General features: G+C 71.6%; 15 protein-coding genes and 1 pseudogene. 6 read left to right on the plus strand and 10 right to left on the minus strand.

What is annotated here, in order from left to right; all coding sequences use genetic code 11:
* Positions 1–2 precede the first annotated feature (2 nt).
* From ACZ4S3_RS04990 to ACZ4S3_RS05000, 3 genes are all read right to left on the minus strand, one after another.
* Positions 3–626: a winged helix-turn-helix domain-containing protein gene (locus ACZ4S3_RS04990; RefSeq protein WP_467925780.1), complete on the minus strand. Its 624-nt coding sequence runs from the start codon at positions 624–626 to the stop codon at positions 3–5.
* 308 nt (positions 627–934) lie between these two features.
* A complete protein-coding gene (locus ACZ4S3_RS04995; RefSeq protein WP_467925782.1) occupies positions 935–1,549 on the minus strand; it encodes a rhomboid-like protein in 615 nt (204 codons plus the stop codon).
* Positions 1,550–1,574: 25 nt separating this feature from the next.
* Positions 1,575–2,483 (minus strand): DUF6891 domain-containing protein, encoded by a 909-nt coding sequence (locus ACZ4S3_RS05000; RefSeq protein ID WP_467925784.1) that lies wholly within the window; start codon positions 2,481–2,483, stop codon positions 1,575–1,577.
* A gap of 300 nt (positions 2,484–2,783) precedes the next feature.
* Between ACZ4S3_RS05000 and ACZ4S3_RS05005 the strand changes: the two genes are divergently transcribed.
* The gene (locus ACZ4S3_RS05005; RefSeq protein ID WP_467925786.1) at positions 2,784–2,990 is read left to right on the plus strand and encodes a hypothetical protein; all 207 of its coding nucleotides are present in this window, start codon (positions 2,784–2,786) and stop codon (positions 2,988–2,990) included.
* A gap of 165 nt (positions 2,991–3,155) precedes the next feature.
* On the opposite strand, the gene glnII is transcribed toward ACZ4S3_RS05005, so the two are convergent.
* From glnII to ACZ4S3_RS05020, 3 genes are all read right to left on the minus strand, one after another.
* Entirely contained in the window at positions 3,156–4,178 is a 1,023-nt protein-coding gene (gene glnII, locus ACZ4S3_RS05010) for a glutamine synthetase (RefSeq protein ID WP_467925788.1), read from the minus strand.
* Between the two features lie 182 nt (positions 4,179–4,360).
* Complete coding sequence (locus ACZ4S3_RS05015; protein ID WP_467925791.1) at positions 4,361–5,503, minus strand: ARPP-2 domain-containing protein; 1,143 nt, start codon at positions 5,501–5,503, stop codon at positions 4,361–4,363.
* The gene (locus tag ACZ4S3_RS05020) at positions 5,500–6,993 is read right to left on the minus strand and encodes a hypothetical protein (RefSeq protein ID WP_467925794.1); all 1,494 of its coding nucleotides are present in this window, start codon (positions 6,991–6,993) and stop codon (positions 5,500–5,502) included. Before ACZ4S3_RS05020 ends, ACZ4S3_RS05015 begins: the two co-directional genes overlap by 4 nt.
* Before the next feature lie 194 nt (positions 6,994–7,187).
* Here ACZ4S3_RS05020 and ACZ4S3_RS05025 point away from each other — a divergent pair, with 194 nt between their 5' ends.
* From ACZ4S3_RS05025 to ACZ4S3_RS05035, 3 genes are all read left to right on the plus strand, one after another.
* On the plus strand, positions 7,188–8,102 hold the full coding sequence (locus ACZ4S3_RS05025; protein ID WP_467925798.1) for a Gfo/Idh/MocA family protein: 915 nt from the start codon (positions 7,188–7,190) through the stop codon (positions 8,100–8,102).
* Positions 8,103–8,671: 569 nt separating this feature from the next.
* Positions 8,672–10,321: an AMP-binding protein gene (locus ACZ4S3_RS05030; protein ID WP_467925802.1), complete on the plus strand. Its 1,650-nt coding sequence runs from the start codon at positions 8,672–8,674 to the stop codon at positions 10,319–10,321.
* Positions 10,322–10,458: 137 nt separating this feature from the next.
* A complete protein-coding gene (locus ACZ4S3_RS05035; protein WP_467925804.1) occupies positions 10,459–10,731 on the plus strand; it encodes a hypothetical protein in 273 nt (90 codons plus the stop codon).
* Between the two features lie 56 nt (positions 10,732–10,787).
* On the opposite strand, the gene ACZ4S3_RS05040 is transcribed toward ACZ4S3_RS05035, so the two are convergent.
* Positions 10,788–11,369, minus strand: a complete 582-nt coding sequence (locus tag ACZ4S3_RS05040; RefSeq protein ID WP_467925808.1) for a PadR family transcriptional regulator — start codon at positions 11,367–11,369, stop codon at positions 10,788–10,790.
* A 28-nt stretch (positions 11,370–11,397) separates the two neighbouring features.
* Positions 11,398–13,413, minus strand: a complete 2,016-nt coding sequence (locus tag ACZ4S3_RS05045) for an NADPH-dependent 2,4-dienoyl-CoA reductase (RefSeq protein ID WP_467925811.1) — start codon at positions 13,411–13,413, stop codon at positions 11,398–11,400.
* A gap of 155 nt (positions 13,414–13,568) precedes the next feature.
* On the opposite strand from ACZ4S3_RS05045, the gene ACZ4S3_RS05050 reads away from it, so the two are divergent.
* Positions 13,569–16,199 carry an MDR family MFS transporter gene (locus ACZ4S3_RS05050; RefSeq protein ID WP_467925815.1) on the plus strand — a complete coding sequence of 877 codons (2,631 nt, stop codon included), beginning with the start codon at positions 13,569–13,571 and terminating at the stop codon, positions 16,197–16,199.
* Positions 16,200–16,276: 77 nt separating this feature from the next.
* Here ACZ4S3_RS05050 and katG read toward each other — a convergent pair whose 3' ends face one another.
* Both katG and ACZ4S3_RS05060 read right to left on the minus strand, forming a co-directional pair.
* Positions 16,277–18,505, minus strand: coding sequence for a catalase/peroxidase HPI (gene katG / locus ACZ4S3_RS05055; protein WP_467925818.1), 2,229 nt, complete (start codon positions 18,503–18,505; stop codon positions 16,277–16,279).
* 33 nt (positions 18,506–18,538) lie between these two features.
* A pseudogene (locus tag ACZ4S3_RS05060) lies at positions 18,539–18,671 on the minus strand (transcriptional repressor); the annotation flags it as partial.
* 184 nt (positions 18,672–18,855) lie between these two features.
* On the opposite strand from ACZ4S3_RS05060, the gene ACZ4S3_RS05065 reads away from it, so the two are divergent.
* Positions 18,856–19,272 carry a Fur family transcriptional regulator gene (locus ACZ4S3_RS05065; protein ID WP_467925823.1) on the plus strand — a complete coding sequence of 139 codons (417 nt, stop codon included), beginning with the start codon at positions 18,856–18,858 and terminating at the stop codon, positions 19,270–19,272.
* Positions 19,273–19,693: the final 421 nt, after the last annotated feature.

Below are 19,693 nucleotides of genomic sequence, written 5' to 3' on the forward strand. Positions count from 1 at the left end.
CCCTACACGCTCGGCACGTACTTGTAGCCGACCCGCCGTACCGTCACGATCGACGACCGGTGGTCGGTGCCCAACTTGCGGCGCAGCCGGGCGACATGGACATCGACGGTGCGGCCGTCGCCGACATGGCCGTACCCCCACACCGTGGTCACCAGCTGGTCGCGGGTGTGCACCCGGTGCGGATACGCCACCAGGTGGGCCAGCAGCTCGAACTCCAGGTACGTCAGATCCAGCTGCCGGCCCTGGACCTGTACGGTGCGCTGCTCGGGGTCGATCCGTACGATCGCGTCGCCGGTCGTGGCTTTTGCCGGGGCGGGCGGTTCGGCGGTGGGGCCGGCGGCGCCGGCCTCTTCGGCCGGTACCAGGACGAGGTAGCCGACCATCGGCGGCCGGCCGGGCAGGACGGGCAGGCTGTGCTGGGGCGCCGGAAGCCAGGTCGCGCCGGCGTTCAACAGCTCGGCGACCGATTGGATGCCATGGCGCGAAGAGCCGCCGCCGGGGGTGGCGGAGGGAGACGGGAGGGCTTCGTCGGGCGCCACGGCACGCAATCGGTGCCGGTGCGGGGCGGTCGGGGAGGACTGGGGGGCCGTCGCGGAAGTGGCAGACAGGGTACGGATGTTCGTCATCGAGATCAGCTCTTTCGCGCAGTGGGGCGTCGGGGACGTCATGCGCGCGGGCAGGGCTGGGGACGCCGGTCAGCGGCGTCGGTGAGGCGTGTGCGGGCCCGCGCTCAGTGCGCGCGGCAACACAGACGATCGAAAGCGTGCGCCTGCCGGGACGGCCAGAAAGGCTCGAGGTCGCTGCGACCCGTCGCGGTGTGAGGAAGGCTGGCCATGGCCCTATTGAACCAGACGGTCGGGGAGATGGGGAACGGAGTTGACCGACGTCACGGCCCCATCCCGCATCGCGGACCGCCGCACCGCCGGCGGCGGCGTCACCTCCTCGGTATCCCGGTCTCCGGTATCGCGGTCCGCGCGATCCCGGTCGTGCGTATCCCCGTGCCCAGGACCACCCCGAGCGCGAGCGCCGTCAGATGGCCGGCGTCGGTGAACGTCCGCTCCCGGCGCAGCACCGGCCGGATTCCCAGCGCCAGCAGCCCGGCCGTGGCCGCGGCCCGCGCGCCCCGGTGCGGGACGGCGGCGGCCAGGGCGCCGAGCGTGGCGTTGAAGCCGTAGCTGGCTCCGACGTCGATGGCCCGCGCGGTCTCGTCGGGCGGGGCGGCCCGGACCCGGCCGCGCAGCCCGGCGTACACCAGCAGGCTGGCCCCGATGTGCCCGGCCGCGAACACCCCGGCCGCGCGTCCGGCGCCCCACCGGGCCTCGGCCGTACCGAGCGTGGCCAGCAGCGCGGCGCCGTACGCCACCGGCAGCGGCTCCTCGACGAACGCCGCGCTGGTGACCAGCATCCGCCACCGCCCGGCCCGCAGATTGGCGACATTGGTGGAGTGCGCACGCAGCACCTCCGCGCGCCGCCCCCGGGGCAGCCGCGCGGTGGCGTACGCACCGAGCTGGACGCCCGCGACATACAGCGGCGCGGCCCACGGCACCACCGGCCGCCTCCGGACCCTGCCCATTTCAGACCCCCGCCGGCAGCCGCTTGCGCCAGTCCAGAGGGGCGACCTCGATGACCTTGTCCGGATCGCCGTCCCACTCCGCCGGCAGCCCGGCCTCGGTGAACGCGGCCATCACCGTCCGGCCGACCTCCGCCCGGTCCCGCCCGGAATCCTCGTAGGCGCCGTACCGGACCGAGAGGCCATGGCCCGCGGCGGCCGATTCGGTGTCCTGGTAGTGGAAGAAGACAAAGCCGTGGTCGGCCTCGGCGCGCTCGCCCCCGATCTCGGCCAGCCCGCAGCCGCTGCAGCAGCTGAAGTTCATCCGCGCCGTCAGTCCCCGCTGCCCTAGCGCGGCGAACACTCCCGCCACCCGGTCCGCGTCGGTCACCTCGGGCCACCGGTCCTGCTCGGCGAGCCGCTCCTCCCACAGGCCGGTGACGATCCGCGCCGCCTCCTCCAGGGAGATCGAGGTCTCCCCGGGGTCGTCGAAGACGTCACAGATGTTCTGCGCGACCTCCCGGAAGGTCCAGAAACCGGACCGCAGGACTTTGCGCGCCTGCTCCTCGGCGTCCGCGCGGAGCTCCGGCGTCAGGCCGGGTGTCGACACCAGGTCGTCCAACTGCCAGTCCAGCGCCGTATGCCAGGACTCCCCGCCGCGCGACCAGTCCAGGAACACCGCTACGACCTGATCGACGTCGGCGCTCTCCGCGCCGAAGTGCCGGTCCGGTCCGCCGTCGCGGTACTCCACGCGGAACGGCCCGTCGCCGTCCCGCCAGGTCTGCAGGAATACGTGGCCCTCTTCGGGGATCCGCTCGACGATCGCGAAATGGTCGTCGTCGGCGCCGATCCGCCGCAGCAGGGCGGCCAGTTCGGCCTCGGCCGGACGAGTGAGGTCCGGCCCGGTCTCGGTCTTCACGGTGATCGCAAGCATGCCTACAGCGTGCCAGGTGCCACTGACAACCGGCCCGGAACCGGCGGCAGGAGGCCCGCGGTCCGGCGCGCGAAGGGGCCCGGACCACACCGGATGCTGTTGGTTGGTTCGGGGTCCTGTCTGAGGTCGGCGTTCCGCTTCAAGACCTGGTGTGTACAGCGCGTGAAGGGTGGGTCGTTTGATTCACCACGCCCCACGCGAGCGGGCAATCTGGCGCATGGCGGGAGTCATTCAAGGGGTTCCCGCCGCAGTGCGCCACGCACTGCGACACACCACTAGAGAAGAAGGACGCTCATCATCATGAGCAACACCTCCCGCATTGAGACCCGCGAGATAGACGACGCCGACCTCGACAGCGTCGCGGGTGGCCTCTCCGTCAGTGGCACCGTGGAAGGCCTGACCGCCAAGTTCGCCCCGGGCCCCAATGGCGTGCCTGTCCTGACCGGCGGCTCCGTGAAGTCCCTCAGCCTCACCGTCTCGGACATCCCCCTGGGCCCGATCGGCTGAGATACAGCTTTGGCACGGTGCTCAGCCATCGGGCCCCGGAACCACCCCGGGTCGTTGTGGGGTAATTCAGGGGCCTGTGTGACGTCGGCCTTCAAGACCTGGTTGTGGTCTTGAAGGCCGACGTTGTCGTATGGGGTGGCCGACGATGGCTGCGGCTTATGTGCCTCAGACCTGCTCGCGCCGCGCCAGCTCCGTGCAGCAGGTGTCCACCATCAGGCGGGTGACCACGTACGGGTCGACGTTGGCGTTCGGCCGCCGGTCCTCGATGTAGCCCTTCTTCTCGACCTCGACCTGCCAGGGGATGCGCACCGAGGCACCGCGGTCGGAGGCGCCGTAGGAGTACGCGTCCCACGGGGCGGTCTCGTGGGCGCCGGTCAGGCGGTCCTCGATGCCGGTGCCGTACTGGCGCACGTGCTCCAGCGGCTTGTCGCCCTCACCGAGCGCCTCGCAGGCGGTGATGATCGCGTCGTAGCCCTCGCGCATCGCCCGGGTGGAGAAGTTGCAGTGTGCGCCCGCGCCGTTCCAGTCGCCCTTGGCGGGCTTGGCCTCCAGCGACGCGGTGACGCCGAACTCCTCAGCCGTGCGGTGCAGCAGCCAGCGCGCCACCCACATGTGGTCCGAGACCTCCAGCGGTGCCAGCGCGCCGACCTGGAACTCCCACTGGCCGGGCATGACCTCGGCGTTGATGCCGGACAGGCCGAGCCCGGCGGCCAGGCACAGGTCGAGGTGCTTCTCGACGATCTCCCGGCCGAAGATCGCGCCGGCGCCCACGCCGCAGTAGTAGTCGGCCTGCGGGGCCGGGAAGCCGCCGCCCTCGGGGAAGCCGAGCGGCCGGTCGCCCTTGAGGAAGGTGTACTCCTGCTCGATGCCGAAGATCGGCTCCTGCCCCGCGAACTTCTCCGCCACCGGGCGCAGCAGGGCGCGGGTGTTGGAGGAGTGCGGGGTGAGGTCGGTGTTGAGGACCTCGCACAGCACCAGGAGGTGGTTGCCGCCGCGGATCGGGTCGGGGCAGCTGAACACCGGCTCCAGGACGAGGTCCGAGGAGTGGCCTTCGGCCTGGTTGGTGCTGGACCCGTCGAAGCCCCACCGAGGCAGCTTCGCGCCGTCCGCAAGGATCCTGGTCTTGGAACGGAGCTGGGCGGTCGGCTGGGTGCCGTCGATCCAGATGTACTCGGCCTTGATGGTCACGGGGTCCTCATATACGGGTAGGTGCGGGTACGCGTGCGGGCGTACCGCTGCACTCTCGCAACCAGCCGTTTCCCGTCCGTTGCCCGTATGTGAACCACAGGTTACTCAATCGGACATCCTTCGATTGTGGTGCGAATCCCGGTGTCTCGCCTTGCTTTACATGCTTGCGGGCCCGGAAAATCTCAGACATTGCCCTTGAGTAGTCCCTCGAATCCCAGATGGTGGATCCGCCGGACCAGTTCCTGGGTGCTGACCCCCATCGCCGCCGCCGTGTCGCCGATGTGCCAGTCGTGCGCCGCCAGCCGGTCCAGCACATGCCCGCGCCGGACCTGCTTGTCGGAGAGCCGGAACGTCTTGAGGTAGGCGACGCGCCCCTTCCCGTCGGTGATCATCTCGCCGATGTGCTGGGAGCGGTGGAGCGCGAACGGCGGCAGGAACCGGGACAGCCGGAACCGCCCCATTCGGTACACCTGGCGTACGGAGTACGACTCGTCCAGCAGATCGCCCGCCATCAGGTCGTGATGCTGCTCCTCCCACTCCCGCAGGCGCCGCGCCGCCGCCGACCGCAGATCCGCCACCGACGTGATGTACTCCGGCGCGATCCGCACGGTGAAGTCCGGCATCGACCTGGGGCCGTACCGGCCGTACTGATAGATCAGCTCGCCGTACAGGTCGTGCACGAGCGAGGGGTGCAGCGCCCGGTAGTCGTCCGGATGCGGCACCACGAACGCGGCCGCCAGGGCGTCGGCGACGTATACCATCACCCCGCACTGGCCCGGATGGATCTCGAAGATCCGCAGCGCATCACCGAGCCCGCGCACCACCCCGCCCCGGTACGCCGTCTCCGCACGCGGCGACAGCCCGTCGCGTACCGCGCGCCGGGTCCACTCCTCCCATACGACGGACGGGCCGCCGAAGTGCAGCGCCAGATAGCCGTCGAGCGCCAGATGGAGCGGCAGGAAACGCAGCCCCGCCGGACCGCCGCCGGCCCGGCGGGCCCTGGGCTGCCGCTGGACGAGCCTGCGCGGCAGATGCAGCGGCGCACACTCCACCGGGCCGCGCTGATCGCCGAACTGCGAGCCGTACGAGGCGGCCGGGGTGCCGTCGCCCGTCCAGTTCGCCACGAAACCGTGCGGAATGTACGAGGTGTACGAGGTGCGCCGGTCGGCCGCCACCGTTGCCGCGCCCTCGGAGCAGCCCTCGTAGACCTCGCGGTGCAGCCGCAGATCGGCGATCGGCTCCGCCCGCACCAGCGGGACCAGCCGGACGGCGCCCCACACCTGCGCCGGACGCGCACTCAGCCCGTCCAGATCCAGCCTGCTCATACCGTCTCACCCCGCTTGCGATCCCTGCCGCCCGCCGCTTCCTCCAGGAACTGCCGCACCCGGTCCTCCATATGGGCCCGCAGCTCCGCCGCCCCCGTACGCCCCTCCGCGAACCGCGCGAGCTGCACCAGCGCCGGCAGATCCTCGGCGTTGCGCACCCCCGCCGTCGGCACCGAGGCCGACAGCCGCCGTACGTCGAAGTCCTCCGCGTCGTACACCGGGTTGAGGTGGACGACGGACGTACGGCCCTGAGGATCGACAGAGGTCCGCCACGCGCGCAGCACCTCACCGGCCAGCCCCGGCGGCGCGTTGTCCCACCCGTCCGAGACGATCACCAGGCGTTCCGGCGCGGACTCCAGCGCGTCCAGCACCCGCATACCGAGCGGCGTCGCCCCGTAGGGGTAGACCAGCAGCGCGTCCTGCCGCCCCGACGTCCACCGGGGCAGATACGTCCCGGACAGCGCCTCCAGCAGAAAATGGCAGGCCAGCGCGACCGCCAGCGGGCGCTGTCGCTTCTGTCGCGAACCGGTGGCCGAGAAGCTGTCGTCCAGCACGGCCGCCACCCGGCCCCACGTCCCCGCCTGCGCGCCCGCCGCCCGCCGCGCCGCGTCCCGCAGCGCACCGGTCAGCTCGGCGCGCCGCGCCACCCGGTCGTCGAGGGACAGCCCCAGGACGTACGAGGCGAGCCGGGTCAGCGGCATACCGGTGAGATCCGCACCCACATCGGCACGGTGCGTACGGGCCGACTCCTGCATCCGCAGTCGCTCCAGCCGCGTCATCCTGGGGGCGATGCGCTCCAGGAAGACACGGCGGTCGATGCCGCGCCTGGCCGCTAACCCCTCGGCGACGGTGAACGGCAGCTCGTACAGGGCGCTTTGCTCGTAGTGCGCCCGCTGCCAGGCGTCCAGCAGCGGGGTGGTGAAGTGCTTGCGGCGGCCGGGCGCGAAGAGGAAGTCACCCAGCTCGCCGGCGCCGCCGTGGCGGGTGTCGTCCAGCGGCAGATGGGCGTGGCGCGCGGCGCACTTGAGGCCCGTGCGGTACTTCACGGCATCCAGGGCGGGGTCGGGGCGCGCGGCGAGCCAGTCGCGCATGATCGCGCGGGTGCGGCGGTTGTTCACCCTGGCGGCGCGCAGCGCGCGGAAGAGCCGGTACACCCGCGGCGCCGGCAGCCGCGCCAGCCGGGCCGCGATCAGCCGCCCCTCCGCCCGCCGCTCCTCGGGACCCGCCTCGCCCGCCGTCTCCAGCAGCCGCCGCACGATCAGCGCCGCGTTGTGGTCATTGATGTCCAGCGCGAGCGAAGCGGCATACAGGGAGCGGTAGTTGACCCGTACGTATTCGTGCAGAAAGCCCAGCGACATGTGCTGCGCGTGCTCATCGGAGTGGAATTCGCGCTGCCCGGTGGAGGTGATCGCGGCATTCACGAACAGCAGCACGTCCTCGGCCGCCACCAGATCCGCGTGCGCCGTCGCCGGCTCGGCGCGCGTCGCCATGTCGTCCTCCCCCGTAGCGTGAAGCCGGCCGGGGAATGGGGGCACGAACAGCGAATCGTTGCTTAGCAGAGCAGGTCCGGAAGTCGCACCGGAGTCCCGCGGCCGGCCCGGGAAACCTAACATCCGGGGTGCGGTCCGGGCCCGAGGTTTTCCGGCCGCGGGCCGTTGTCAGTGGCGCGCGGGACACTTGCCGTATGACGACTGCGGACGTGAAGCAGAACCCGATTCGGCGCATCGGGCTCCTGGGCACCGGCCCCTGGGCGCGGCGCGTACACGCCCCCGTCCTCGCCGCCCATCCAGGCGTCGACCTCGCCGGCATCTGGGGGCGCAGACCTCCGGCCGCCGCCGAGCCGGCGCGGGCCCATGGCACCCGTGTGTACGCCCGCCCCGAGGATCTGTTCGCCGACTGCGACGCCGTCTCCTTTGCGCTCCCGCCCTCCGTCCAGGCCCCGTTGGCGGTGCGGGCCGCCGAGGCCGGCTGCCACCTCCTCCTGGACAAGCCGGTCGCGACCACGGTGGCCGAGGCCCGCGCCGTAGCCGGCGCCGCCGAGCGCGCGGGCCGCGCCTCCGTCGTGTTCTTCACCGCGCGCTTCGGGGTACGGGAGGGCGAGTGGATCGCCGCCCAGGCCGCGGCCGGCGGCTGGTTCACCGCCCATGCCGACTGGCTCGGCTCGGTGTTCGCCGAGGACGGGGGAGACAGCCCGTACGCCGACTCGCCCTGGCGCCGCGAAAAGGGCGCCCTGTGGGACGTCGGCCCGCACGCGCTGTCCGTACTCCTCGCGGTCCTGGGCGACGCGGAAACGGTCACCGCCACCCGCGGCCCGGCCGACACGACACTGCTGACGATCCGTCATGCAGGCGGCGCGGCCAGCTCGGCGACGCTCAGCCTGACCGCCCCCGCGGCCGCGTCCGGCGTCGCGGTCACCCTGCGCGGCGCCGCCGGCGTCACCACCCTGCCCCGCCGCACGACCGGCCCGGAACCGGCCTTCCACCGGGCCGTCGATGCACTGCTCGCCGCCGCCCGTACGGGCCTGCCGCATCCTTGCGACATCCGCTTCGGCGTCCGGGTGACCGAGATTCTGGCGAGCGCGGAGGAGGGGCTGGGGTGAGCGGACGGCTGCCCCGGCGGCGCCCCGTACGGCATGGCCTGCGGCGCCCCGTACGGCATGGCCTGCGGCGGCCCGTACGGCTCCTCGCCCGGCTACTTGATCACCGCGTCGGCGCCCGCGATCACCAGCCCCGGCGTCAGGTCGGCCGCTCCGATCCGGGCGGCCCCGCGCCGCCCGTAACACACGCACCCACCAGCGGCCATTCGTCCCACAGCCGACGGCCCAGGACGCCCGGCGGTGCCCGGCCGACTGCGTGCGTTCCGTTGTCCGACCCGTACGGCCACCCACGCCAGGCAGCGTGCCGCCCGCATTCCCTCGGCAAAGCGGCCCCGATCCCCTGGCCGAAAGGACGAGAGCACACCGCCCCCGCAGCGCGGCCTCCGCTGCACCGCTTATGCCTCGTCCGCCATGACTACATGGCGCATTTGGTCGTGGAAGGCATGAGCGAACCGCCCTAGCGTCATGAACGACGGGAGACCGGACACCGGAGACCGGACACCGGACCCGACGACCGGACGACCGGACGACCCGACGACTCCCACCCCCACCGACCCGAGGGACCGCACCCGATGACACACCCCGCCGAGCCCCACGCCTCCCGGCCCGCCCCCGTCGAAGCCGCCGCCCCCGTCGAAGCCGCCGCCCCCGTCGAAGCCGCCGCCCCCGTCAGCTATGTGGAAACCCTCCTCACCGTCTTCGACCGGGATCCCTCCCGCACCGCCGTGATCAGCGCGGACGGCGCCGAGGTCACCGCCGGCACACTGCACGCCACCGTGCACCGCATGGCGGCCGTACTCGCCGGACGGGGCATCGGCCGCGGCCGGACCGTCTCCCTCCTGAGCGGCAACCGCCACGAGGTGCTCGCCGCCCGCTACGCCGCCAACCTCCTCGGCGCCCGCGTGGTCTTCCTCTACGTCGGTATGGCCGCCGAGACCCTGGCCCGGATCGCGGAGAGCGTGGACACCGCCCTGCTCCTCGTCGACCCCGACCTGCACGACACCGCGCGGGCGCTGCTCGGCCACCTCCGGGGCCCGGCCCCCGAGGTCATGACCCTCGGCCCGGTGCCCGCCCCCGTACGGGACGCGTCCCCGGACGCCGCCGGCCCGGTCCCCGACCTCGTGGCCGCCTGCGCCGCCCTCCCGCACACCCCTGACATCCGGTGCGCCGCCCGCCCCGAGGACGACTGGTGCATCCGCCACACCGGCGGAACGACCGGCATCCCCAAGGGAGTCCGGATGGCCCATGCCCCCTTCGCCCGGATGCTCTCCCTCCGTATGGAGGCCGTCGGCGACCGGCCCCGTCTGCTCGTCTGCACCTCGCTGGCGCACCTCGCGGGAATCGTGTCCGACGCCACGCTCGCCGCCGGCGGAACGGTCGTACTCCAGCGCACCTTCGACCCCGCCGCCGTGCTGGCCGCCATCGCCCGCGACCGCATCACCCACCTCTGGCTGCTGCCTCCGCTCCTCTACCGCCTCCTGGACCACCCCGCCCTCCCCGCCACCGACCTCAGCTCCCTGACCCGCATCAGCTACGGCGGCTGCACCGCCTCACCCTCCCGGCTGCGGCAGGCCCTCGACGCCTTCGGCCCGATCCTTTACTGCTGGTACGGCCAGTCCGAGGCGATGTCCCTCACCGAGGCGGGCCCGGCCGACCACGCCGTCACCGGCCCCGGCGGCAAGATCACCGTCGGCCGCCCGATGCCCGGCGTCGAGCTGGTCATCCGGGACGCGGCGGGCCGGCCGCTGCCACCGGGGGAGCAGGGCGAGATTTACGTACGCTCCGCCGGTGTGATGTCCGGCTACTGGAAGCAGCCCGAACTCACCGCGCAGGTACTGCGCGACGGCTGGCTGCGCACCGGTGACATCGGGTGCCTGGACGAGGACGGCTACCTCTTCCTCGTCGACCGCAGCAAGGACCTGATCATCGTCGTCGGCGGGCATGTCCACCCGGCGGAGGTCGAGGACCTCCTGCACAGCCATCCGGCCATCGCCCACTGCGCCGTCTACGGGGTGCGCACCGCGGACGAGACCGAGGAAGTACACGCCGCGATCGTCCCCGCCACGGGCCATGACATCACCCCCGCCGAGGTCCGCGCTTTTGTGGAAGCCCACAAAGGCGCCCTCTATGTCCCGACCGTCGTCCGCGTGCTCGACGTCATCCCGCTGACCCCGGCCGGCAAGCCCGACAAGACCGGCCTGCGGGCCGCCGCAACGGCCTGACGAAAAGGGCCCCACCCGGTCCGGCCCTCGGCTCCCAAATCACCGCTGGCCAGGGGCTTTTGTCAGTGGGCAACGGTAGAATGGGAACCAGTAAGTGAGGGATCACAGGGATCGCCCAGCACTCCAGGAGGTCGCCGATGGCCGCTGCCGCACTCATGACGAAGCCTCTCCCGACCCACCCGCTGCCCAAGAAGCCACTGCCCGCCGGATGGCCGCGCGAGCGGTATGAATCCCACAACCGCCGCCTGAAGGCCATGCGCCTGGCCATAGCCCTGCTCGACACCGGCGTCTACCGCCCCGAGCAGGCCCACAACCGCCGGATCCGCACCACCGCGGCCGCCATCGGCGTGCACGCACCCTCCGACACGACCTGCCGTCTGGTCCGCGCCCTCATCTACGACAACTGCTGACGAGCCGCCAACAGACCGGCCGTCCCCGGGACTTCCCCCGGTGACGGCCGGCACCCTTACCGGGGACCGCCTGCGGGCGGGCCGGGCGAAGCGCCGCCCGACGGCTCCATCCCGGCCACCTCGCCCAGGGCCTCCTCGAGCCACTGCACCCAGAAGGTCTCCAGCCCGATCCCGGCCCGCAGCACCAGCCGCCGCAGCCGGTCCTCCTCGGCCGTCGCGGCCGCCCCGAAATCCCGCCGCTCGATCTCCGCGTATTCGGCCAGCTGCCGCTGATGCAGGGCGAGATGCCGCCGCAGCTCGTCATCGAGCCCCTCGCGCCCCACCACCGCGGCCGCCCGAAGCCGCAGCAGCAGCGCGTCCCGGATGGGCTTGGGGTCCTGCTCGCCCGACGCCCAGCGCGTCAGCTCCGCCCGGCCCGCGGGCAGCACCTCGAACTCCTTCTTCTGTCCACGCGCCGGCCGCTCGCAGGGCAGTGCGCGAATGAACCCGGCCTGCTCCAGCTTCCCCAGCTCGCGATAGATCTGCTGATGCGTGGCCGACCAGAAGTACCCGATCGACCGGTCGAACCTGCGCGTCAGCTCCAGCCCCGACGACGGCTTTTCGAGCAGGGCGGTGAGAATCGCATGCGGAAGGGACATGGGGAGATCCTAGGCACGGCGGCTCCCGTCACAGGGCCGCGGCAAGCTCCGTCCCCTGCTTGATGGCCCGCTTGGCATCCAGCTCGGCGGCGACATCCGCACCACCGATGAGATGGACGCCGCGCCCGGCCGCCCGCAGCTCCTCGTGCAGCTCCCGCCGCGGCTCCTGCCCCGTGCACAGCACGACCGTGTCCACCTCGATGACCTGCCGCTGCCCGTCGACCGTCACATGCAGACCCGCATCATCGATCCGCTCGTACGTCGCCCCCGCGACCATCGTGACGCCCCGGTGCCGCAGCTCCGTACGGTGGATCCAGCCGGTGGTCTTGCCCAGACCGGCGCCGACCTTCGACGTCTTGCGCTGCAGCAGATGCACCTGGCGCGGGGGCCGGGGCCGCTCGGGCGCCCGCAGACCGCCCCGCTCGCCGTACGTCGTGTCCACACCCCAGCCGCGGAAGTACGCCTCAGGATCCTGGTTCGCCCCGTCCCCGGAATCCGTCAGGAACTCCGCGACATCGAACCCGATACCCCCCGCCCCGATGACCGCCACCCGCTCGCCGGCCTCCGCGCCGCCACGCAGCACATCGAGGTAGCTGACCACGCTCGGATGGTCGATGCCCTCGATCTCCGGGATGCGCGGCGTGACGCCCGTAGCGACCACGATCTCGTCGTAGGCATCGAGGTCACCGGCCGTGACGGGGGAGTTCAGCCGTACCTCCACCCCGTGCAGGGCGAGCTGCGTACGGAAGTACCGCAGCGTCTCCTCGAACTCCTCCTTGCCCGGCACCCGCTTGGCGATGTTCAGCTGCCCGCCGATCTCCGCCGCCGCATCGAACAGCGTCACCTCGTGCCCCCGCTCGGCCGCCGCCACCGCACACGCCAGCCCGGCCGGACCGGCGCCGACCACCGCCAGCCGCTTGCGCAGCCGGGTGGGCGAGAGCACCAGCTCGGTCTCGTGACAGGCCCGCGGATTGACCAGGCACGAGGTGATCTTCCCGCTGAAGGTGTGGTCGAGGCAGGCCTGATTGCACCCGATGCAGGTATTGATCTCCTCGGCCCGCCCCGCGCCCGCCTTGCTCACGAAATCCGGATCGGCGAGGAACGGCCGTGCCATCGACACCATGTCCGCCCGCCCGTCGGCCAGCAACTCCTCGGCCACCTCAGGGGTGTTGATGCGATTGCTGGTCACCAGCGGAACGGACACCGACCCCATCAGCCGCTTCGTCACCCAGGTGTACGCCCCGCGCGGCACCGACGTCGCAATGGTCGGAATACGTGCCTCGTGCCAGCCGATGCCCGTATTGATGATCGTCGCACCCGCGGCCTCGATCTCCTTGGCCAGCGCGACGACCTCCTCCAGCGTCGACCCGCCCGGCACCAGATCCAGCATCGACAGCCGGTAGATCACAATGAAGTCCGGCCCGACCCGCTCCCGCGTACGCCGCACGATCTCCAGCGGAAACCGCACCCGGTTCTCGTACGAGCCGCCCCACCGGTCGGTGCGGTGATTGGTGGCCCCCGCGATGAACTCGTTGATCAAATACCCTTCCGAGCCCATGATCTCCACGCCGTCGTACCCGGCGGACCGGGCCAGCTCCGCCGCCCGCACATAGTCCTCGACGGTCCGCTCGATCTCGTCATCGGTCAGCGCATGCGGCGTGAACGGACTGATCGGCGCCTGAAGCGCGCTGGGGGCGACCAGATCACCGTGATACGCATACCGCCCGAAGTGCAGGATCTGCATCGCGATCCGCCCGCCCGCCGCATGCACCGCCTCGGTCACCACCCGGTGCTGCGCCGCCTCCTCCTCGGTGGTCAGCTTGGCCCCGCCCTCGTACGGCCGCCCCGCCTCGTTCGGTGCGATCCCGCCGGTCACCATCAGGCCGACGCCACCCCGCGCACGGGCGGCATAGAACGCGGCCATCCGCTCGAACCCGTTCTCCGCCTCCTCCAGGCCGATGTGCATCGACCCCATCAGCACCCGGTTGGGCAGCGTGGTGAACCCGAGGTCGAGCGGGCTCATCAGATGCGGGTACGGGGTCATGGGGGCCTCCTTGGGCAGGGGTCGTCACAGACGTTGTAGACCACCCGGGCGACCTTATGCAACAAGTTGCATAAGTGACCTGCGCAACGGAACCCCGGAAGTAAGGAAGTGCGGAATCCGGTACCGGGGCCCGTACCGTGGACTACCTTTCCCCCGTGGACCAGTTGATCCCCTCAGACCCGTCGCACATAGGCCCGTACCGCCTGATCGCCCGCCTGGGCGCCGGTGGCATGGGTCTGGTCTATCTGGGCCGTTCCGAGGCCGGGCGGACCGTCGCGGTCAAGGTCGTCCAGGACGAGCACGCGCAGCACCCGGAGTTCCGCAGGCGCTTCGCCCGTGAGGTGGCGGCCGCCCGGCGGGTGGGCGGCTCCTGGACGGCGGACGTGCTGGACGCCGACACCGAGGCCGCGGTGCCCTGGGTGGCGACCCAGTACATCCCGGGGCCCGACCTGACCACCGTGGTGGCGAACGACTTCGGGCCGCTGCCCGAGAACTCCGTGCGGGTGCTGGCCAACCGCCTCGCCCTCGCCCTGCAGGCGGTGCACGAGGCGGGCCTGATCCACCGGGACCTCAAACCGTCCAACGTGCTGGTGACGGTGGACGGACCGCGCGTGATCGACTTCGGAATCGCGCGGGCCATGGACACCCTCGCCGGCGACAGCCTGCACACCCGCACCGGCATGCTGATCGGCTCCCCCGGCTTCATGTCACCCGAACAGGTACGCGGCCTCGAACTCACCCCCGCCAGCGACGTGTTCTGCCTGGGCGCCGTCCTCGTCTACGCCGCCACCGGACGCCTCCTCTTCGGCGCCACGGACACCGGGCTCAACGCCCACCTCTTCCGGATCGCCGAGGAGGAAGCGGACCTGGCCGGCATACCGGAGCCGCTGCTCGATCTCGTACGCGAGTGCCTCGACAAGGACCCGGCCAAGCGGCCCACCCTCCAGCAGGTCGCCGCCCGCACCGCGACCGACACGGAGGGGGAATGGCTGCCGGGCCCGGTGCTGGCCCAACTCGGCCGTCATGCGGCCAAGCTGCTGGACTACGCCCCTGAGACGACCGTCGCCGCGCCCGGTGCCGCGCCCGCCGAGGCGCCGGTGCCCCTCGCGGACCCGCGCAGCCCGTCCGGGACGCCGCAGCCGTCGGCGCCCCCGCCGCCCGCCTACTCGCCCACGGCCCCGGCGGACGCCGTCCCCCCACAGGGGTTCGGACCGCCCCCGGGCATGGCCCCCCACGCCTGGCCCACACCCCCTTCCCCGCCCCACCCCCAGGACACTCCGCCCCCGCACCCCCGGCGCTGGTGGGGCCTGGCGGCGGTCGCTCTTGTGCAGCTGTTCGTGCTGCTCGACGCTGCGTCCCTGCACGTGGCGATGCCGTCCGTCATGGCCGACCTGCACCTACCCTCCGACGGCCTGAGCGCGATCTTCACCGCGTATGAACTGGCTTTCTGCGGGCTGCTGCTGCTCGGCGGGCATCTCGCGGACCTGGTGGGCCGCAAAAGGATGCTGATCATCGGGCTGGCCGGCTTCGCGGTGGCCGCCGCGATCGGCGGTTCGGCCCCCACTTCCGGCGCGCTGGTCGTGGCCCGCGCCCTGCAGGGCGCCTTCGCCGCACTGCTGTCGCCGGCCGCACTGGCCCTGGTGGCGGCCAACTTCCCCGAGTCGAAGGCACGCGGCAGGGCGTTCGGGGTCTACGCCGCCATCGCCGCCGGCGGCTCGACGGTGGGCCTGCTCACCGGCGGATGGCTGCTCGAGAACCTGGGCTGGCGCTGGTGCCTGTACGCCGACGTTCCCCTCGCTGTGATCGCCGTGATCGGTGCGGCCACCCTGGTGCACGACCGCCCGGTTCGCAGCGGCTCCCGCCTCGACGTGCCAGGCCTGCTGCTCGGCTGCGGCGGGATCGCCGCCCTTGTCCACGGCTTCCATCAGGCGGGCCCGCGCGGCTGGACCGACCCCCTGGTACTGGCCCTGTTCACGGTCGGCATCCTCCTGCTCCTGGCCTTCGTACAGTGGCAGATCAGGGCAGCCGACCCGCTCCTGCCGCCGTACCTCACCCAGGACCGCAATCGCATCGGCTCCTTCCTCACCTTGTTCCTGGCCGGCGCCGGCACGCTCGCCCTTTTCCCGACCCTGACGGCGTACCTGGAGAACGCCCGCGGCTATGCGCCGATCGCCGCCACCACGGCCATGCTGCCCACGGCCGCCGCGATCGTCATCGGCTCCACCCAGGTCTCCGCCCGCCTGCTGCACCGCGTAGCACCGCGCAACCTGATCGTGCCGGGCCTGCTGGTCACCGCGCTCGGCCTGCTGCTGCTGACCTTCCTCAAGCCCGACAGCGAGTACGCCGCCCTGGTCCTGCCCGGCATGCTCCTCGCCGGCTTCGGCCTCGGCATGGCCATGATGCCGCTCCTCTCCCTCGCGACGGCCGGCATCGCGGCGCCGGACTCCGGCGGGGGCGCGGCGGTGACCAGCTCGGCCAACCAGGTGGGTGGGGCGCTCGGCGCAGCGCTGTTCAGCAGCGTCCTCGCCTCGGCCATCGCCGCCCGAATGGAGGCTGTACGCGAGCTTCCGCCGATGTTGGCCAATGCGGCCCGGAGCGGCCGAGTCATCGGCGCGCAAGGGGCTCCGCCGCCGCTGGCGGATGTGATCAACAAGGCGACGGTGGCCGGCCTCACCGACACCCTGTGGTGGTCGGTCGGCATCACACTGCTCGCGGGTCTGGTCGCGGCTCTGCTGATCAGGCCCACCGGCCCGGCGAGCCCCCAGCTCACCGGGCCGAAAATCTAGGCCGCACCACGGAAAGGGCCGTCGGCCGTGCCTTCCGAAGCGGGAAGAACACGGCCGACGGCCCCGAGACGTCATGATCAGGCGACGTCGAACCGGTCCAGGTTCATCACCTTGTCCCATGCCGCGACGAAGTCGTTCACGAACTTCTCCTTCGCGTCGTCGCTCGCGTAGACCTCCGCGAGCGCGCGCAGCTCGGAGTTCGAGCCGAAGACGAGGTCGGCACGGGTGCCGGTCCACTTGACCGACCCGGAGGCGTCGCGGCCCTCGAACTCGTCCTGCGCCTCGGACGTCGACTTCCACGTCGTGCCCAGGTCGAGCAGGTTGACGAAGAAGTCGTTCGTCAGCGTGCCCGGCTTGTCGGTGAGGACGCCGTGCTTCGCCTGGGCGTGGCCTGCGCCCAGGACGCGCAGGCCGCCGACGAGGACCGTCAGCTCGGGCGCGCTCAGGGTCAGCAGGTTCGCCTTGTCGAGCAGCAGGTACTCGGCCGGCAGGCGGTTGCCCTTGCCGACGTAGTTGCGGAAGCCGTCGGCGGCCGGCTCCAGCGCGGCGAACGACTCCACGTCCGTCTGCTCCTGTGCGGCGTCCACCCGGCCCGGCGTGAAGGGCACCTCGATCGCGAGGCCGGCGTCCTTGGCCGCCTTCTCGACGGCCGCGCTGCCCGCGAGCACGATCAGGTCGGCCAGCGAGACCTGCTTGCCGCCGGTCCCCGCGGAGTTGAAGGACTCCCGGATGCCTTCGAGCGTACGCAGCACCTGCGCGAGGTCGTCCGGGTTGTTGACCTCCCAGTTGCGCTGCGGCTCCAGGCGGATGCGGGCACCGTTGGCGCCGCCGCGCTTGTCGCTGCCGCGGAAGGAGGAGGCCGACGCCCAGGCCGCGGACACGAGCTGCGCGACCGTGAGGTCCGAGCCGAGGATCCTCTCCTTGAGGGAGGCGATGTCCGCGGCGTCGATCAGCTCGTACGTGCGCTCCGGCAGCGGGTCCTGCCACAGCAGCTTCTCGGACGGGACCTCCGGGCCGAGGTAGCGCACGACCGGGCCCATGTCACGGTGCGTCAGCTTGAACCAGGCGCGGGCGAAGGCGTCCGCGAACTCCTCGGGGTTCTCGTAGAAGCGCCGCGAGATCGGCTCGTAGACCGGGTCGAGGCGCAGCGCGAGGTCGGTGGTGAGCATCGTCGGCGCATGGCTCTTCGACGGGTCGTGCGCGTCGGGGATGGTGCCCGCGCCCGTACCGTCCTTGGCCACCCACTGGTGGGCGCCGGCCGGGCTCTTGGTGAGCTCCCACTCGTAGCCGAACAGGTTCTGGAAGAACCCGTTGCTCCACTGCGTCGGCGTGCTGGTCCAGGTCACCTCGAGACCACTGGTGATGGCGTCGGCGCCCACACCCGTGCCGTGCGTGCTCTTCCAGCCCAGGCCCAGCTGTTCCATCGGGGCGGCCTCGGGGTCGGCGCCGACGTGGTCCGCCAGGCCCGCGCCGTGGGTCTTGCCGAAGGTGTGGCCACCGGCGATGAGGGCGACGGTCTCCTCGTCGTTCATCGCCATGCGGCGGAACGTCTCACGGATGTCGCGGGCCGCGGCGATCGGGTCCGGGGTGCCGTTGGGGCCCTCGGGGTTGACGTAGATGAGGCCCATCTGCACCGCGCCGAGCGGGTTCTCCAGCTCGCGGTCGCCGGTGTAGCGCGCGTCGCCGAGCCACTCGGCCTCCGGACCCCAGTACACGTCCTCCTCGGGCTCCCATACGTCCTCGCGACCGCCGGCGAAGCCGAAGGTCTTGAAGCCCATCGTCTCCAGCGCGACGTTGCCGGTGAGGATCAGGAGGTCGGCCCAGGAGATGTTCTGGCCGTACTTCTTCTTGACCGGCCACAGCAGACGGCGGGCCTTGTCGAGGCTGGCGTTGTCCGGCCAGCTGTTGAGCGGCGCGAAGCGCTGCTGACCGGCACCGGCGCCACCGCGGCCGTCGCTGATCCGGTACGTACCGGCGCTGTGCCAGGCCATACGGATCATGAGCGGGCCGTAGTTGCCGAAGTCGGCCGGCCACCAGTCCTGCGAGGTGGTCAGCACCTCCGCGATGTCCCGTTTCACGGCCGCGAGGTCGAGGGAGCCGAACGCCTCGGCGTAGTCGAACTCCGCACCCAGCGGGTTCGCCACCGCCGGGTTCTTGGCAAGGATCTTCAGGTTGAGCCGATCCGGCCACCACTGGCGGTTTCCGCCGCCTTGGGTCGGGTGCGCGGCGCGCCCGTGCGCGACCGGGCAGCCACCTCCGCCCTCTGTCTTTGCGTCAACGGCGGCTGCATCATGGTTCTCAGGCATGGGAATCCTTCCGGGCCAGGCGGATCACGGTGCTCAGGAACTGCGGGCGGTGGAACGGTCGGGACACAGGCTCCAGAAGATGACCTCGGCCTCGTCGTTCGGGAAGCCGGGGTCGTCGATGCGCTCGGGCAGGGGCCTCGCCGACCGCGCAGTCGACGTCAGCGACGCCACGACGCGTCCGTCGAACCCGAGCGGATGCGTCTCCTGAACCGTCACGTGCTCTTTCCCGCTGTTGTCCTGTCCCTTGGCTCTCGCCGGAGCCGATCCTACGATGGACTCAATCCAAGTCAATACGACAACCAGGGCCGTACGGATTCTTTGACAGGCGATGCACAGTTAGGCTGGTGGGCATGAGTGACCTGCTGGAACGGCTTCGCGGACGTGGCTGGCGGATGACCGCACAGCGCCGGGTGGTCGCCGAGGTACTCGACGGCGAGCATGTTCACCTCACCGCGGACGAGGTGCTCGCGCGAGCCACCGCCCGGCTGCCGGAGATCTCTCGCGCGACCGTCTACAACACTCTCGGCGAACTCGTCTCGCTCGGCGAGGTGATCGAGGTGGCCACCAACGGCCGCGCCAAGCGCTACGACCCGAACGCCCACCGCCCACACCACCACTTGGTGTGCTCGCGCTGCGGCGCCATCCGTGACGTCCACCCCGGCGGCGACCCGTTGGCCGACCTGCCCGCCTCCGAGCGATTCGGCTTCACCGTCCGCGAGGCCGAGGTGACCTACCGGGGCCTGTGCCCCGCCTGCGCCCGCGCCTGACTGCTGGGAAAACGCACAGAGTGGTTGTTTCCGTCGATGCCGGACGGAAACAACCACTCAAGGCTTCTCGGCTCTTGCGCGCTGAGCTGGAGCTTTACTTCCTGGATGCCGAAGAACTGATGTCCGGAACCGCCGGCCTGGGGCGTTCGCTTCCACAGATGCGCTCGCCGGCGGGGGAGCGGTCGACGTTGGTCATTGTCAGTTGCTCTCGGCGGTCCTTCGGCGGTCCTTCGGCGGTCCTTCGGCGGTCCTTCGACGGCCCGGAGACGGCCCACCCGGCCACTGAGCCATCGCGTCAGAGCGTCTTGACCGTGCCGCCGTCGATGACGTCACGAGCCACGAGCCACGAGCCGCAGGCCAATGACCGTGTTCAGCGGCAGACCTCCGACGGCGTGCGCGTCTCGGCCGGGTGCGATCTCCC

The sequence above is a fragment of the Streptomyces sp. NPDC028368 genome (assembly GCF_055565615.1).